Origin of the sequence: Marichromatium gracile (assembly GCF_004343155.1) — a bacterium.
Classification (GTDB): Bacteria; Pseudomonadota; Gammaproteobacteria; order Chromatiales; family Chromatiaceae; genus Marichromatium; species Marichromatium gracile.
Genome location: NZ_SMDC01000018.1, coordinates 1 through 14992 on the forward strand (window position 1 = coordinate 1; position 14992 = coordinate 14992).

13 protein-coding genes and 1 riboswitch are annotated in these 14992 nt (G+C 67.4%); of the genes, 9 read left to right on the forward strand and 4 right to left on the reverse strand.

Annotated features, from left to right (window positions below; all coding sequences use genetic code 11):
* The first annotated feature begins 433 nt into the window (after positions 1 to 433).
* Complete coding sequence (locus EDC29_RS16690) at positions 434 to 1669, forward strand: glycosyltransferase (RefSeq protein WP_132230670.1); 1236 nt, start codon at positions 434 to 436, stop codon at positions 1667 to 1669.
* 2 nt (positions 1670 to 1671) lie between these two features.
* On the opposite strand, the gene EDC29_RS16695 is transcribed toward EDC29_RS16690, so the two are convergent.
* From EDC29_RS16695 to apbC, 4 genes are all read right to left on the reverse strand, one after another.
* Positions 1672 to 1905 carry a hypothetical protein gene (locus EDC29_RS16695; protein ID WP_062274146.1) on the reverse strand — a complete coding sequence of 78 codons (234 nt, stop codon included), beginning with the start codon at positions 1903 to 1905 and terminating at the stop codon, positions 1672 to 1674.
* Between the two features lie 133 nt (positions 1906 to 2038).
* Entirely contained in the window at positions 2039 to 2806 is a 768-nt protein-coding gene (locus EDC29_RS16700) for a queuosine precursor transporter (protein WP_132230671.1), read from the reverse strand.
* Positions 2807 to 2849: 43 nt separating this feature from the next.
* Positions 2850 to 3416, reverse strand: a complete 567-nt coding sequence (gene dcd, locus EDC29_RS16705; RefSeq protein WP_062274142.1) for a dCTP deaminase — start codon at positions 3414 to 3416, stop codon at positions 2850 to 2852.
* Positions 3417 to 4127: 711 nt separating this feature from the next.
* A complete protein-coding gene (gene apbC, locus EDC29_RS16710; protein WP_132230672.1) occupies positions 4128 to 5219 on the reverse strand; it encodes an iron-sulfur cluster carrier protein ApbC in 1092 nt (363 codons plus the stop codon).
* A 703-nt stretch (positions 5220 to 5922) separates the two neighbouring features.
* Here apbC and metG point away from each other — a divergent pair.
* From metG to ribB, 8 genes are all read left to right on the forward strand, one after another.
* Positions 5923 to 7974 carry a methionine--tRNA ligase gene (gene metG / locus EDC29_RS16720; protein WP_123141643.1) on the forward strand — a complete coding sequence of 684 codons (2052 nt, stop codon included), beginning with the start codon at positions 5923 to 5925 and terminating at the stop codon, positions 7972 to 7974.
* Positions 7975 to 8269: 295 nt separating this feature from the next.
* Positions 8270 to 8851 carry an electron transport complex subunit RsxA gene (gene rsxA, locus EDC29_RS16725; protein ID WP_062274135.1) on the forward strand — a complete coding sequence of 194 codons (582 nt, stop codon included), beginning with the start codon at positions 8270 to 8272 and terminating at the stop codon, positions 8849 to 8851.
* 18 nt (positions 8852 to 8869) lie between these two features.
* On the forward strand, positions 8870 to 9421 hold the full coding sequence (gene rsxB, locus EDC29_RS16730; protein ID WP_005224363.1) for an electron transport complex subunit RsxB: 552 nt from the start codon (positions 8870 to 8872) through the stop codon (positions 9419 to 9421).
* A gap of 16 nt (positions 9422 to 9437) precedes the next feature.
* Entirely contained in the window at positions 9438 to 11033 is a 1596-nt protein-coding gene (gene rsxC / locus EDC29_RS16735; protein WP_132230673.1) for an electron transport complex subunit RsxC, read from the forward strand.
* Between the two features lie 57 nt (positions 11034 to 11090).
* Positions 11091 to 12137 carry an electron transport complex subunit RsxD gene (gene rsxD, locus EDC29_RS16740; protein ID WP_123141645.1) on the forward strand — a complete coding sequence of 349 codons (1047 nt, stop codon included), beginning with the start codon at positions 11091 to 11093 and terminating at the stop codon, positions 12135 to 12137.
* Positions 12134 to 12805, forward strand: a complete 672-nt coding sequence (rsxG, locus tag EDC29_RS16745; protein WP_123141646.1) for an electron transport complex subunit RsxG — start codon at positions 12134 to 12136, stop codon at positions 12803 to 12805. The genes rsxD and rsxG overlap by 4 nt, the downstream gene beginning before the upstream one ends.
* Positions 12805 to 13509, forward strand: a complete 705-nt coding sequence (locus EDC29_RS16750) for an electron transport complex subunit E (protein WP_123141647.1) — start codon at positions 12805 to 12807, stop codon at positions 13507 to 13509. Before rsxG ends, EDC29_RS16750 begins: the two co-directional genes overlap by 1 nt.
* Before the next feature lie 370 nt (positions 13510 to 13879).
* Positions 13880 to 14028, forward strand: a riboswitch (FMN riboswitch).
* A gap of 99 nt (positions 14029 to 14127) precedes the next feature.
* Positions 14128 to 14832, forward strand: coding sequence for a 3,4-dihydroxy-2-butanone-4-phosphate synthase (gene ribB, locus EDC29_RS16755; protein ID WP_123141648.1), 705 nt, complete (start codon positions 14128 to 14130; stop codon positions 14830 to 14832).
* Positions 14833 to 14992 lie beyond the last annotated feature (160 nt).

Sequence of the window (14992 nt, forward strand, 5' to 3'; positions counted from 1 at the left end):
CGGCAAGGTCCAGGCCTTCAGTCGCAATCGAGCTGCCTCAATCTCGCGCGGTGGGAGCTAACCACCACGGGGTGGCAAGATACAAGCCGCAAAGGGCGCGAAGGAGAGAAGAGCCTCCAGCGATCAGCCTCCAGTCGCCAGTGGTCGCCTGTCTTCGGAAACGCACGCCAACCGGTGGCCGACAGTGAATGGAGCGTGGCGCTATCGTCGAGGCCGCCCTTCCACTGGCGGCTGGCCGCTGATCGCTGGCAGCTTGAATCCCTTCGCGCCCTTCGCGGCTTTGCGGTTCAAACTTCCTGGCGACTGGCGGCTGGCGGCTGGCGACTGGCGGCTGATATCGCTCGCCCATGCCCTGGCGGTTCGATCCGGCTGGCGACTGGCGATCCCCTGAGGCTATGATTGCGCGGTTTGTCGGCTGCCCAGCGGAATCGCCATGCGCGTCTTGATGATCTCGGATGTCTATTTTCCCCGCGTCACCGGTGTCTCGACCTCGATCCAGACCTTTGCGCGCGAATTCGTCGATCAGGGGCACGCGGTCACCCTGATCGCCCCCGAATACGCACAACCAGGGGACGACGACGAGCCCTTCGAGATCCTGCGCATCCCTTCGCGCTATCTGCCGATCGACCCCGAGGATCGGATCCTGCGCCCACGCAAGCTGCGGCGTCATCACGACCACCTGGCCGCGGCCGGGTTCGACCTGGTGCACATCCAGACCCCCTTCCTCGCCCACTATCTCGGGCTCGGGCTGGCGCGACGGCTCGGCGTGCCGGTGATCGAGAGCTATCACACCTTCTTCGAGCAGTATCTGCACCACTACGTGCCCTGGCTGCCCTCGGCATGGATGCGCTGGGCCGCGCGTCGCTTCTCCGCCGCCCAGTGCAACGACGTCGACGCCATCGCCGTACCCTCGCGGGCGATGCTCGAGGTGCTCGAGCGCTATGGCGTGCACACCCCGGCGCGGGTGATCCCCACCGGGATCGAGCTCGGCCAGTTCAGTCGCGGCGATGGCGCGCGTTTTCGCGCACGTCACGGCATCGCCGCCGATCGTCCGGTGCTGGTTCACGTCAGCCGTCTGGCCTTCGAGAAGAACATCGACTTCGTGCTGCGCGTGCTGGCACGGATCAAGACACGCATCCCCGAGGTGTTGCTGGTGGTGGTCGGCGAGGGTCCGGCGCGCGCCGAACTCGAGGCCCAGGCACGCGAGCTGGGGCTGGCCGAGAACACCCTGTTCACCGGCTATCTCGACCGCGACGGCAGCCTCGAGGACTGCTATCGCGCCGGTGAGGCCTTCGTCTTCGCCTCGCGCACCGAGACCCAGGGGCTGGTGCTGCTCGAGGCGATGGCGCTCGGCGTCCCCGTGGTCTCGACCGCGGTGATGGGAACGGCGGAGGTGCTCGCCGGGGCCGACGACAAGGGCGCGCTGATCGTCCCGGAGGACGAGCAGATCTTCGCCGATCAGGCGGCACGGATCCTCAGCGACACCGGGTTGCGCACGCGTCTGGCGCGCGGCGCCGAGGCACACGCCCAGTCGTGGTCGGCGCCGGCGCTGGCCGAGCGGATGCTGGGGTTCTATGCGGAGGTCTGCGGGGGCGGTTGCGACGGACGTGGGCAACAATCGTCCGACATGGCGGGGCGTGGGACGCCCGAGGGGCAGTTCGGCGGCTGAGGTCAGGCCATCACGTCGATCAGGCTGCCGATCATCTCGTCACCGGCCGCGACCACCTTGCTCGAGGCCTCGACCTGACGCAGGTTCTGCGTCTGCTCGACCAGCGGTTCGGTCAGCTCGCGGGTCGAGCCCTGACCATTGAGGGTCTGCGCGCTGGCGATCTCGGCGGCGTTCTGACGCACCCCCTCGGTGCCGACACGGATCCCCTGCAGCCCTTGGTTGATACCTGAGATCATCTCGTCCTCCGTTCTCGGCCTGTTCGATCCGGACGACTATCGCGCCGCCCTGCCCGCCCCGGAAAACCGGGCCTCACCAGTCACCATAGCCGAGGCGAACGATGCACGGGGGCCGGTCTGTGCATTGTGCACATCAGTTCTCGATTCCGGCGGCACGGGCACGCAGGGTCTCGGCGCGGGCCGCGCCGAGATAGCGCTCGATCAGCGCGCGCACCAGATAGATCACCGGGGTGAGCGCCACCGCGACCACGAACTTGTAGAGATAGTTGACCGTGCCCACCGCCAGGAACAGCTCCAGCGACCAACGCTGCGGCCCGAGCACGAAGGCGATGTAGAGCACCACGAAGCTGTCGATGAGCTGCGAGACCAGGGTCGAGCCGGTGGCCCGCGCCCACACCCAGCGCGGCCCGGTGGCGCGACGGATGCGGTGAAAGATCGTCACGTCGATCAGCTGACCGATCAGGAAGGCGATCACCGAACCGGCGATGATCCACATCCCCTGGCCGAAGATCACCGCAAAGGCCGCCTGCATGTCCGGCACCCCGCGCGCGGACTGGATGCCCACCCACCACTCGGCCGGGGCGAGCAGGATCGCCAGATAGGCGAAGACGAAGGTGTAGAGGATCAGCGCGACGGTGAGATAGGAGAGCAGCCGCACCCCGCGCCGACCGAAATACTCGTTGATGATGTCGGTCATCACGAACACCACCGGCCACAGCAGCACCCCGGCGGTGAAGTTGAGCGAGCCGCTCTGGCCGAACAGCTCCCAGTCGAGCGGCGCGATCCCCAGGGTCGGCTCCAGGGCGAAGATCTTCACCCCGAGCAGCTCGGCGATCAGCGCATTGCAGACGAAGAAGCCGCCGAGGACGACGAACAGCTTGGTCGATCGGTCGAAGGTCATGGGCGGGTTCCTCCCTGCGGGGCACACCACCCGCCCATGTCGGTCAGGACTTGGGCAGGGTCACCCCGCGTTGGCCCTGATACTTGCCGCCACGGTCCCTGTAGGAGGTCTCGCAGACCTCGTCGGACTCCAGGAAGAGGATCTGCGCCACACCCTCGTTGGCATAGATCTTCGCCGGCAGCGGCGTGGTGTTGGAGAACTCGAGCGTCACATGGCCCTCCCACTCGGGTTCGAGCGGGGTGACGTTGACGATGATCCCACAGCGCGCATAGGTGCTCTTGCCCAGACAGATGGTGAGCACGTTGCGGGGGATCTTGAAGTATTCCACCGTCCGCGCCAACGCAAAGGAGTTCGGCGGGATGATGCAGACATCGGACTTGAGGTCGACGAAGCTGTTGGAGTCGAACGCCTTGGGATCGACCACCGCCGAGTTGATGTTGGTGAAGATCTTGAACTCGTCGGCGCAACGGACGTCATAGCCGTAGCTCGAGGTCCCGTAGGAGATCATGCGCCCCCCCTCGCCCTCGCGCACCTGCCCGGGCTCGAAGGGATCGATCATCCCGTGCTCGACGGCCATGCGCCGAATCCAGCGATCTGATTTGATGGCCATCGCGGCATCCTCGTACGTGAAAAAACCGGTTACTTTAACCTGTTAGCGCACGTCAAGGAAGCATGGATAGAACCGCGAAGACGCGAAGAACACAAAGCAAGCGAATGGCCAGCGGCCAGCTGCCAGTGGAGGGACTGACCTCGACGATAGCGTCCCCCATTCACTGCCGGCTATCGGTTGGCGTGCGCTTCCGGCCAACACTCGAAGACAGGCAGCCACTGGCGGCTGGAGGCTGATCGCTGGAGGCTGCTTCGAACCGCAAAGCACGCAAAGGGGTTCAAGCTGCCAGCCATCAGCGGCCAGCCGCCAGTGGATGAACTGGCCTCAACGATAGCGCCACTCTCCATTCGCTGTCAGCGACCGGTTGGCGTGCGTTTCCGACCAACACTCGAAGACAGGCAGCCACTGGCGGCTGGAGGCTGATCACTGGAGGCTGCTTCGAACCGCAAAGCCGCAAAGCACGCAAAGGGGTTCAAGCTGCCAGCCATCAGCGGCCAGCTGCCAGTGGAGGGACTGACCTCGACGATAGCGTCCCCCATTCACTGCCGGCTATCGGTTGGCGTGCGCTTCCGGCCAACACTCGAAGACAGGCAGCCACTGGCGGCTGGAGGCTGATCGCTGGAGGCTCTTCCCTTCTTCGCGCTCTTGTATCTTTGCGGTTCAACCGTTCCGACTGGCAGCTGGTCGCTGACCGCTGGCGACCCTCGAGCCTCAGTTGTTCTCGATCACGATGCGCGGGAACTTGGCCGCATAGTCCTTTGCCTGCAGCGAGAGCTTGGCGGCGGTCTTGCGGGCGATCTCGCGATAGATCTCGGCCGAGCGCGACTCGGGGGCAGCGACCACTGTCGGCTTGCCGCCATCGGCCTGCTCGCGGATGGCGATGTCGAGCGGCAGCGCACCGAGCAGGTCGACGCCGTACTGCTCGGACATCGCCTGCCCGCCGCCCTCGCCGAAGATGTGCTCCTCATGACCGCACTTGGAGCAGATATGCATGCTCATGTTCTCGACGATACCGAGCACCGGCACCTCGACCTTCTGGAACATCTTCAGCCCCTTGCGCGCATCAAGGAGGGCGATGTCCTGCGGCGTGGTGACGATCAGCGCGCCCGAGACCGGCACCTTCTGCGCCAGGGTCAGCTGGGTGTCGCCGGTGCCCGGCGGCAGGTCGATCACCAGATAGTCGAGCGCCGACCAGTTGGTGTCCTTGAGCAGCTGCTCGAGGGCCTGGGTGACCATCGGGCCACGCCAGATCATCGGCGTCTCCTCGTCGATCAGAAAACCGATCGACATCGCCTGCAGACCATAGCGCTGCATCGGCTCCAGGGTGTTGCCGTCGCGCGACTCGGGCTGACCGGTGATGCCGAGCATGCGCGGCTGCGAGGGACCGTAGATGTCGGCATCGAGCAGCCCGACCTTGGCGCCCTCGGCGGCGAGCGCCAGCGCCAGGTTGACCGCGGTGGTCGACTTGCCGACACCGCCCTTGCCCGAGGCCACGGCGATGATGTTCTTGACGTTGTCGATCGGCTTGAGCGACTTCTGCACCGCGTGCGCCTTGATCTCGGTGACGACCTCGACCTCGGCCTGCTCGACCCCGGGCAACGCGGCGACGCGCTCGCGCACCGCCTCGGCGATCTGCGCGCGCACCCCGTCGGCGGGGAAACCGAGCGAGATGGCGATGCCGACCCGCCCCCCGTCGATGGTGATGTCACGCACGGCTTGGGCGGTCACCAGATCTTGGCCCAGGTGCGGCTCCTGGTAGGACTTGATGGCGTTCTCGATGGCTTCTCTGGTGGGTTCGGACATGCGGTACTCCGTGTGAGGACAGGTCCGCGCGCCGGAGGATGCGGGGCGGGCGCGCGGAGGATCCGTCGGCGACGACGCCGCGCGGGCTTGACGCCAGTGTTGGTATCAGAAAGCGCTAATTCAAGCGCAAAGCCGCGCGGCGGGGCAAGGGGATCCATCAGCTGCCAGCCTCCAGCCTCCAGCCTCCAGCCTCCAGTGGGGAAGCTTGGCATCGGCGGGCGGCGGCTGGTGGCTGATTGCGAGCTGCCAGCGCCCAGCGCTCAGCGCTCAGCCTCCAGTGGGGAAGCTTGGCGCCGATGGCTGACGACTGGTGGCTGATGGCTGACGGCTGATTGCAAGCTTCCAGCCCCCAGCTCTCAGCCTCCAGTGGGAAAACTTGGCGCCGGCGGCTGACAGCTGGTGACTGGTGACTGGCGGCTGACGGCTGACGGCTGACGGCTGACGACTGACGGCTGACGGCTGACGACTGACGACTGACGACTGACGACTGACGGCTGATTGCAAGCTTCCAGCCCCCAGCTCTCAGCCTCCAGTGGGAAAACTTGGCGCCGGCGGCTGACGGCCGGCGGCTGACAGCTGGTGACTGGTGACTGGCGGCTGGTCGCTGGAAGCTGACCGCCGACGCCACCATGGCCGCTATCGCGCCAGTCGTGGAATAATAGCGGGCATTCACCCCCCGTTCCCGAATCATCCGAGCCCATTCATGAGCACGACCCGCGACATCCTGATCACCAGCGCCCTCCCCTATGCCAACGGCCCGATCCATCTCGGGCATCTGGTGGAGTACATCCAGACCGACATCTGGGCGCGCTTTCAGAAGATGCGCGGGCACAATTGCTGGTACGTCTGCGCCGACGACGCCCACGGCACCCCGATCATGCTGCGCGCACGCCAGGAGGGGATCGAGCCCGAGGCGCTGATCGCGCGCATCAGCGCCGAGCACCAGGCCGACTTCGCCGCCTTCCGCGTCGGCTTCGACAACTATCACTCGACCCACTCCGAGGAGAACCGGCACTACGCCGGGCTGATCTACGCCCGCAACCGCGACGCCGGCCATATCGAGCGGCGCACCATCACCCAGGCCTATGACCCGGTCGAGCAGATGTTCCTGCCCGATCGCTTCATCAAGGGCGAGTGTCCCAAGTGCGGCGCCGCCGACCAGTACGGCGACAACTGCGAGGCCTGCGGCGCGAGCTACTCGCCCAACGAGCTGAAGAACCCGCGCTCGGCCGTCTCTGGCGCGGTGCCCGAGCAGCGCGAGTCCGATCACTACTTCTTCAAGCTCGGCGACTTCGAGGAGATGCTCAAGGGCTGGACCCGTGGCGGCGGGCTGCAGACCCAGGTGGCCAACAAGCTCGACGAGTGGTTCGAGGCCGGGCTGCAGTCCTGGGACATCTCGCGCGACGCCCCCTACTTCGGCTTCGAGATCCCCGATCATCCGGGCAAGTTCTTCTACGTCTGGCTCGACGCCCCGATCGGCTACATGGCCAGCTTCCGGAACCTCTGCGACCGGCTCGGCGCCAGCCAGCCCGGGCTCGACTTCGAACGCTTCTGGGGCAGCGACTCCGAGGCCGAGCTCTATCACTTCATCGGCAAGGACATCGTCTACTTCCACGCCCTGTTCTGGCCGGCGATGCTCCACGGCGCCGGGTTCCGCACCCCCGACGCGGTGTTCGCCCACGGCTTCCTCACCGTCGACGGACAGAAGATGTCGAAGTCGCGCGGCACCTTCATCAAGGCGCGCACCTATCTCGACCATCTCGACCCCGAGTATCTGCGCTACTACTTCGCCGCCAAGCTCGGCGCCGGGGTCGACGACATCGACCTCAACCTCGAGGACTTCACCGCGCGGGTCAACGCCGATCTGGTCGGCAAGGTGGTCAACATCGCCAGCCGTTGCGCCGGTTTCATCACCAAGCGCTTCGACGGCAGGCTCGCCGACACCCTGGCCGCGCCCGAGCTGTTTGCCGAGTTCGCCGCCGCCGGCGAGCGCATCGCCGCCGCCTACGAGGGGCGCGAATACGCCCGCGCGGTGCGCGAGATCATGGCCCTGGCCGATCGCGCCAACCAGTACATCGACGAGCAGGCGCCCTGGGTGGTCGCCAAGCAGGACGGGCGCGAGCAGGAGCTGCACGGCATCTGCTCGATGGGGATCAACCTGTTCCGGCTGCTGATCGGCTATCTGCGCCCGATCCTGCCCGGCACCGCCGCCGACGCCGAGGCCTTCCTCCAGGTCGAGCCGCTGACCTGGTCGGTGCTCGCAACCCCCCTGCTCGGCCATGAGATCGCCCGCTTCAAGCCGTTGATGCAGCGCATCGAGCCGGCCCAGGTCGAGGCCATGATCGAGGCATCGAAGGAGGATCTGGCGGCCACCGCGCAACAGCAACCGGCGCCGGCCAACCCGCACCTCGAGGCCGATCCGATCGCCGAGACCATCGACTTCGAGACCTTCGCCAAACTCGACCTGCGCATCGCCCGCATCGCCGCGGCCGAGCAGGTCGAGGGCGCGAAGAAGCTGCTGCGCCTGACCCTCGATCTCGGTGGCGAGACCCGCAACGTCTTCGCCGGCATCCGCGCCGCCTACGACCCGGCCGATCTCGAGGGCCGGCTGACGGTGATGGTCGCCAACCTCGCCCCGCGCAAGATGCGCTTCGGCGTCTCCGAGGGCATGGTGCTCGCCGCCGGCCCCGGCGGCAGCGACCTCTTCATCCTCTCGCCAGACAGCGGCGCCGAGCCGGGGATGCGGGTGAAGTGATCGCGGGCCGGGACCGCGCCCCGGTGTGATCGGGAACCTGCGGGCGCCACCGGTTGACGAATGCGGTGGAGTCCACCCGCGCCAATCCCCACAATCCACGCGGTGACAGCCCGAACCCGAGGGGTTCAGACTGGATGCAGCACCCCGCATCCCGGCCGGGGCCGTGCACTCGGCCACGGCGGTTGTCGCGGTTCATGCGGGCGCGTATTCTTAGAGAATTTCGCCCGCCTCGTCGGTGCCTCTCGCGCGCGAGCGCGTCATCGACCCCGAGTCTCAATTCCGATACGAAGACGGCATGACTGAATACGCGCTCATCCTGGTCGGGACGGTCCTGGTCAACAACTTCGTTCTGGTCAAGTTCCTTGGCCTGTGCCCCTTCATGGGGGTGTCGAAGAAGCTCGAGACGGCCGCCGGCATGGGTCTGGCCACCACCTTCGTGCTGACCCTCTCCTCGATCAGCTCCTGGCTGGTCAACGAGTATCTGCTGGTGCCGCTCGGCATCGAGTATCTGCGCACCATCGCCTTCATCCTGGTGATCGCCGTGGTGGTGCAGTTCACCGAGACGGTGATGCACAAGACCAGCCCGGTGCTCTATCAGGTGCTCGGGATCTTCCTGCCGTTGATCACCACCAACTGCGCCGTGCTCGGCGTCGCGCTGCTCAACCTGCAGGCCGATCACACCCTGGTCGAGGCCACCCTCTACGGCTTCGGCGCCGCGCTCGGCTTCTCGCTGGTGCTGACCCTGTTCGCGGCGATCCGCGAGCGGGTGGCCGTCGCCGACGTCCCCGAACCCTTCCAGGGCAGCGCCATCGCCCTGGTCACCGCCGGCCTGATGTCGCTCGCCTTCATGGGCTTCGCCGGCCTGGTCGCGAACTGATTTGAACGCCCGAGAGCCATGCTGACCGCCATCCTCGCCTTCGCCGCACTCTCCGCCGTGTTCGGGCTGCTGCTCGGCTACTCGGCGATCCGCTTCCACATCGAGGGCGACCCGATCGCCGACCAGATCGACGCCCTGCTGCCGCAGACCCAGTGCGGCCAGTGCGGCCACCCCGGTTGCCGTCCCTATGCCGAGGCCGTCGCCCGCGGCGAGGACGACATCAACAAGTGCACCCCGGGCGGCGAGGCCACCGTACAGGCGCTGGCCGATCTGCTCGGTCGCGACCCGGTGGCGCTCGACGCCGAGGAGAAGCTGCCGGCGGTCGCCCACATCGACCCGCAGAACTGCATCGGCTGCACCAAGTGCCTGCAGGCCTGCCCGGTCGACGCCATCGTCGGCGCGGCCAAGCAGCTCCATGCCGTGCTCGACGAGGCCTGCACCGGCTGCGAGCTGTGCCTCGCGCCCTGCCCGGTCGACTGCATCAGCATGGTGCCGGTGGCCACCGATATCCGCTCCTGGCGCTGGCCCTATCCGCAGCAACAGGACGACTCCCGGCGCGCGGCCGCCTGATCCACGAGGAGCCGACATGGCAGCCAACCCCGTACCCTCCAGCGAGCGTCGTCTGTGGACCTTCCACGGCGGCATCCACATCGCCGACGAGAAGGCGTTGTCGAACGCCAGCGAGATCGCCGTCGCGCCCGTCCCGAAGCAGCTGGTGATCCCGCTGCAGCAGCACATCGGCGCCTCGGCGCGGGTGCTCGTCGCAGTCGGCGATCGCGTCCTCAAGGGCCAGTGCATCGCCGCCGCCGATGGCTATGTCAGCGCCCCGGTGCACGCCTCGAGTTCGGGCACCGTGATCGCCATCGAGGAGCGACCGGTGCCGCACCCCTCGGGACTCTCGGCGCTCTGCGCGGTGATCGAGACCGATGGCGAGGATGCCTGGGCCGAATTGCCCGAACCCATGACCCACTATGCCCAGCTCGATCCGGCCGAGGTGCGCGAGCGCATCCGCTGGGCCGGCGTGGTGGGCATGGGCGGGGCCTCCTTCCCCACCGGGGTCAAGCTCAACCCCGGTCCGGACCGGCGCATCGACACCCTGGTGATCAACGGCGCCGAGTGCGAGCCCTACATCACCTGCGATGATCGCCTGATGCGCGAGCGCGCCAGCCGCATCCTCGAGGGGGTGCGGATCATGCGCCACCTGCTCGGCGGCCCCGAGGTGCTGATCGGCATCGAGGACAACAAGCCCGAGGCGATCGCGGCGATGCGCTTCGCCCTCGGCGAGAGCGACCTGCGTGCCAGCGCCGAGGTGGTGGCCATCCCCACGCTCTACCCGAGCGGCGGCGAGAAGCAGCTCATCCGCATCCTCACCGGTAAGGAGGTGCCGAGCCACGGCATCCCGGCGCAGATCGGCATCGTCTGCCAGAACGTCGGCACCGCGCACGCGGTGGCCGAGGCGGTGCTCGACGGACGCCCGCTGATCTCGCGCGTGGTCACCGTCACCGGGCGCGCGATCACCGCGCCGCGCAATCTCGAGGCGCGCATCGGCACCCCGGCGACCGACCTCATCGCCTGCTGCGACGGTTATCGCGAACAGCCGCGCAAGCTCGTCTGTGGCGGCCCGATGATGGGCTTCGAGCTGGGAGAGCAAGGGGTTCCGGTGACCAAGCCGGTCAACTGTCTGCTCGCGCTCACCGCCGCCGAGGCCCCGGATCCCGGCCCGGCGCTGGCCTGCATCCGCTGCGGGCGCTGCGCCGACGCCTGCCCGGCCAACCTGCTGCCCCAGCAGCTCTACTGGTTCGCCCGCGCCAAGGACTTCGACCACGCCCAGGACTACAACCTGTTCGACTGCATCGAGTGCGGCTGCTGCGCCCAGGTCTGTCCCAGCCACATCCCGCTGGTGCAGTACTACCGCTATGCCAAGACCGAGGTGTGGGCGCGCGAGCAGGAAAAGCGCAAGGCCGAGGAGGCACGCCAGCGCCACGAGGCCAAGCAGGCTCGTCTCGAGCGCCAGGAGCGCGAACGTCAGGCGCGGATGCGTCAGAAGAAGGAGGCGCTCGCCGCCAAGGCCAAGGCCGAGAGCGGCACCAGCAGCGAGGCCAAGCAGGCGGCGATCGCCGCGGCGCGCGCCCGCGCCGCAGCCAAGCAGCAAGGCGCCAGCGAACCGACCGACGGCGCCTGAGCGCCGCCGACGGCGCCCCACCGATCCCGCAACCCCTTTCGAGCTTCGTGAATCCGCATGACTAGCACACTGATCTCCTCCCCCCACGTCCCTCGGGTCAACCGGGTCGATCGCGTCATGCTCCAGGTGCTGCTCGCGCTGGTGCCCGGGGTGCTGGCGATGACCTGGTTCTTCGGCTGGGGCGTGCTCGTCAACGTCACCCTCGCGGTCGGTTTCGCGGTGATCGCCGAGGCGCTGGTGCTGCTGCTGCGCCGTCGTCCGGTGCTGCCGGCGCTGGGCGATCTCAGCGCGGTGGTCACCGCGGTGCTGTTCGCCATCTCGGTGCCGCCGACCCTGCCCTGGTGGATGACGCTGCTGGGGATGTTGTTCGCCATCGTGCTGGTCAAGCAGCTCTACGGCGGGCTCGGCTACAACCCCTTCAACCCGGCCATGGCCGCCTATGTCTTCCTGCTGGTCTCCTACCCGGTGGCGATGACCAGCTGGCTCGCCCCCGAACTGCTCTCGGGGATCGACCTGTCGTTCGGCGACTCGCTGGCGATGATCCTCCATCAGGTGCTGCCCGCCGGGGTCGACTGGGACGCGGTGACCGCCGCGACCCCGCTCGACGAGATGCGCACCCAGCTCGACGAGCAGCTGACCATCGCCGAGATCCGTGACCAGAGCGCGCTCTGGGGCGTGTTCGGCGGTCGTGGCTGGGAGTGGGTCAACGCCGCCTTTCTGCTTGGCGGTGCCTATCTGCTGTGGCGTCGCACCATCACCTGGCACATCCCGGTGTCGATGCTCGCCGGGCTGCTCTCGCTGGCCACCCTGTTCTGGCTGATCGATCCGCAGACCCACCCCTTCCCGGCCTTCCATCTGTTCAGCGGCGCGGCCATCCTCGGCGCCTTCTTCATCGCCACCGACCCGGTCACCGCCACCACCACCCGCCGCGGCCAGCTGATCTATGGCGCCTGCATCGGCGCCACGGTGTTCGTGATCCGCACCTGGGGCGGCTACCCCGATGCGGTCGCCTTCGCGGTGCTGTTGATGAACATCGCCGCCCCCACCATCGACTACTACACCCAGCCACGCGTCTTCGGACACGGTAGAGAACGCGCCCGATGAAGATCAGACCTATCCTGCTCGCCGCCTTCGTACTCAGCGCCTTCGCGGTCAGTGGTGTCGCCCTGGTGGTGATCACCCAGGCGGTCATGGACGATCGCATTGCCGAGAACCAGCGCCAGGCCATGGAGCGCAAGCTCGCGGCCATCCTCCCCGCCGGTCGCGCCGACAACGACCCGCTCACCGACACCATCGAGGTCAGCGCCCGCGAACTGCTCGGCGCCGACACCACCCGCGTCTACCGGGTGCGCCAAGGTGACGAGCCGGTCGCGGTGATCCTCGAACCGGTGGTCCCCGACGGCTATGCCGGCCCCATCCGCCTGCTGGTCTCGGTGCTCACCGACGGCACCGTCGGCGGTGTACGGGTGCTCTCGCACCACGAGACCCCCGGGCTCGGCGACAAGATCGAGGAGGCCAAGTCCGACTGGGTCTACGGCTTTGCCGGCACCTCGCTCGGCGACCCGCCGATCGAGCGCTGGGGGGTGAAACGCGATGGCGGCGACTTCGACCAGTTCACCGGCGCCACCATCACCCCGCGCGCCATCGTCAAGGCGGTCAAGAACACCCTGATCTATGTCGATCAGCAGGGCGCACGTCTCTATCAGGAGGCATCCTCCCAGCCCCAGACCGCGAACCGATCCGTCACCGCAACCGACCAGGAGGCCTCCTGATGGCGAAGGACCAGGGCTATCTGCCGCTCGTCACCGAGGGCCTGTGGCACAACAACCAGGCGTTGGTCGCCCTGCTCGGGCTGTGCCCGTTGCTGGCGACCACCACCAGCGCGACCAATGGTCTCGGCATGGGGCTGGCGACCACCGCGGTACTGGTGCTCTCCAACGTCACCATCTCGCTGATCCGCAATCTGGTGCGCCCCGAGGTACGACTGCCGGTGTTCGTGCTGGTGATCGCCTCCTTCGTCACCGCCGTCGAGCTGACCATCCAGGCGCACTTCTACGAGCTCTATCTGGTGCTCGGGTTGTTCATCCCGCTGATCGTCACCAACTGCGCGATCATCGGCCGCGCCGAGGCCTTCGCCTCGAAAAACCGCGTCGACCGCGCCCTGGTCGACGGTCTGGCGATGGGAGTGGGCTTCACCCTGGTGCTGATGGCGCTCGGCGCGCTGCGCGAGCTTGCCGGTCAAGGCACCCTCTTCTACCAGGCCCACCTGTTGCTCGGCGAGGCGGCGCGCGGGCTCACCATGACCCTCGGCGACGACTTCCAGGGCGCGCTGATCGCCATCCTGCCGCCCGGTGCCTTCATCGGTCTGGGGCTGCTGATCGCGCTCAAGAACCTGATCGACAAGTGGGCGAGTCTGTTTGCCCGCTGGCGCGCCCGGCACACGGCGCCGGCAGCGGCCGAACCGAGTCTGGGCTGAAGCGGCGCACGGCCCGATTGCCAAAGCGCGGCATAGCCCCCATAGTATTCAGGGGAATAGGATCCATCCGTTCCCCGGGTGCCGGTCTGCTCCGGCACCGCAACGATGCAGGGAGGCATCGTCCAGACGGCCCATCAGGGTCGGCTATCACGATGGACCGACGGGGCAAGGTCCCCGTTCAGCGTTGCGGCGAGGGCCTCCGGCCATCGATCGCCGCCAGCCATGCAACCATTGAGTGAACGATCGCGCGCGGGATCCTAAGGATTCCGCACTCAGCACCTTGGGAAGCGACGTCTCCGGCCGTCTCGGCCAGTACCGTCGCCGCCGGGGCCCGCGCCATGCGGCCCCGGCTCGATCAGACTCAAGGCGCACCTATTCTCGGGGCAGGGTGAAATTCCCGACCGGCGGTGACTCCGCAACAGCGGACAGCCCGCGAGCGCCTGCCGTGACACGGCAGGGTCAGCAGACCCGGTGAGACTCCGGGGCCGACGGTTAGAGTCCGGATGACAGAGGATAGGGTCGCGACCCGGTCCGTCCCCTCGCGGGGGCGCGACCGCGCTGTGCCCGCTCCCCTTCACTGCCCTGATTCAGATCACTCGAACGTCGTTTCAGCGAGCCATGAATCAGATTCAAGCCTTTCCCCTACTCAACCGTTTCGGTGATCCCGAAACGCGTGTCGCCAACGCCATCGCCGCCCTGCGCGCAGGCTCCGGCGTCCTGCTCGTCGACGACGAAGACCGCGAGAACGAGGGCGACCTCATCTTCCCGGCCGAGACCATCGAGCCGGCACAGATGGCGCTGCTCATCCGCGAGTGCAGCGGCATCGTCTGTCTCTGTCTCGAGGAGGCGCGGCTGCGCCAGCTCGAGCTGCCGATGATGGTCGAGGACAACACCAGTCGTAACGGCACCGCCTTCACCGTCACCATCGAGGCCCGCGAGGGCGTGACCACCGGCGTGTCGGCGGCCGATCGCGTCACCACCATCCGTACCGCGATCGCCCCGAACGCCCGCCCCGAGGACCTCGCGCGTCCCGGTCATGTGTTCCCGCTGCGCGCCCGACCCGGCGGCGTGCTGGCGAGACGCGGTCACACCGAGGGCACCGTCGACCTGATGCGTCTGGCCGGCTTCACCCCCGCCGGCGTGCTCTGCGAGCTGACCAACCCCGACGGCACCATGGCACGACTGCCGGAGATCGTCGACTTCGCACTGCGTCACCAGATGCCGGTGCTGACCATCGAGGATCTGGTCGCCTACCGTCAGCGCACCGAATCGGCTCCATCGATCGACCAGCTGGATGCCGCACTGGCCCGCGAGTCGGCCTGACCCCTCTCCGTCGCGGCGCCCCCACGCCGCGACTGCTCCAACCCCACCGTACGATCGAGACCGCCCCGCAACACCGGGGCGGGTCTTTGACAATCGCCATCTTGCCAATGTATAAACGAAAACGATTTGCGTTTGTGCATTCTCCGCGCATCGAACGCCG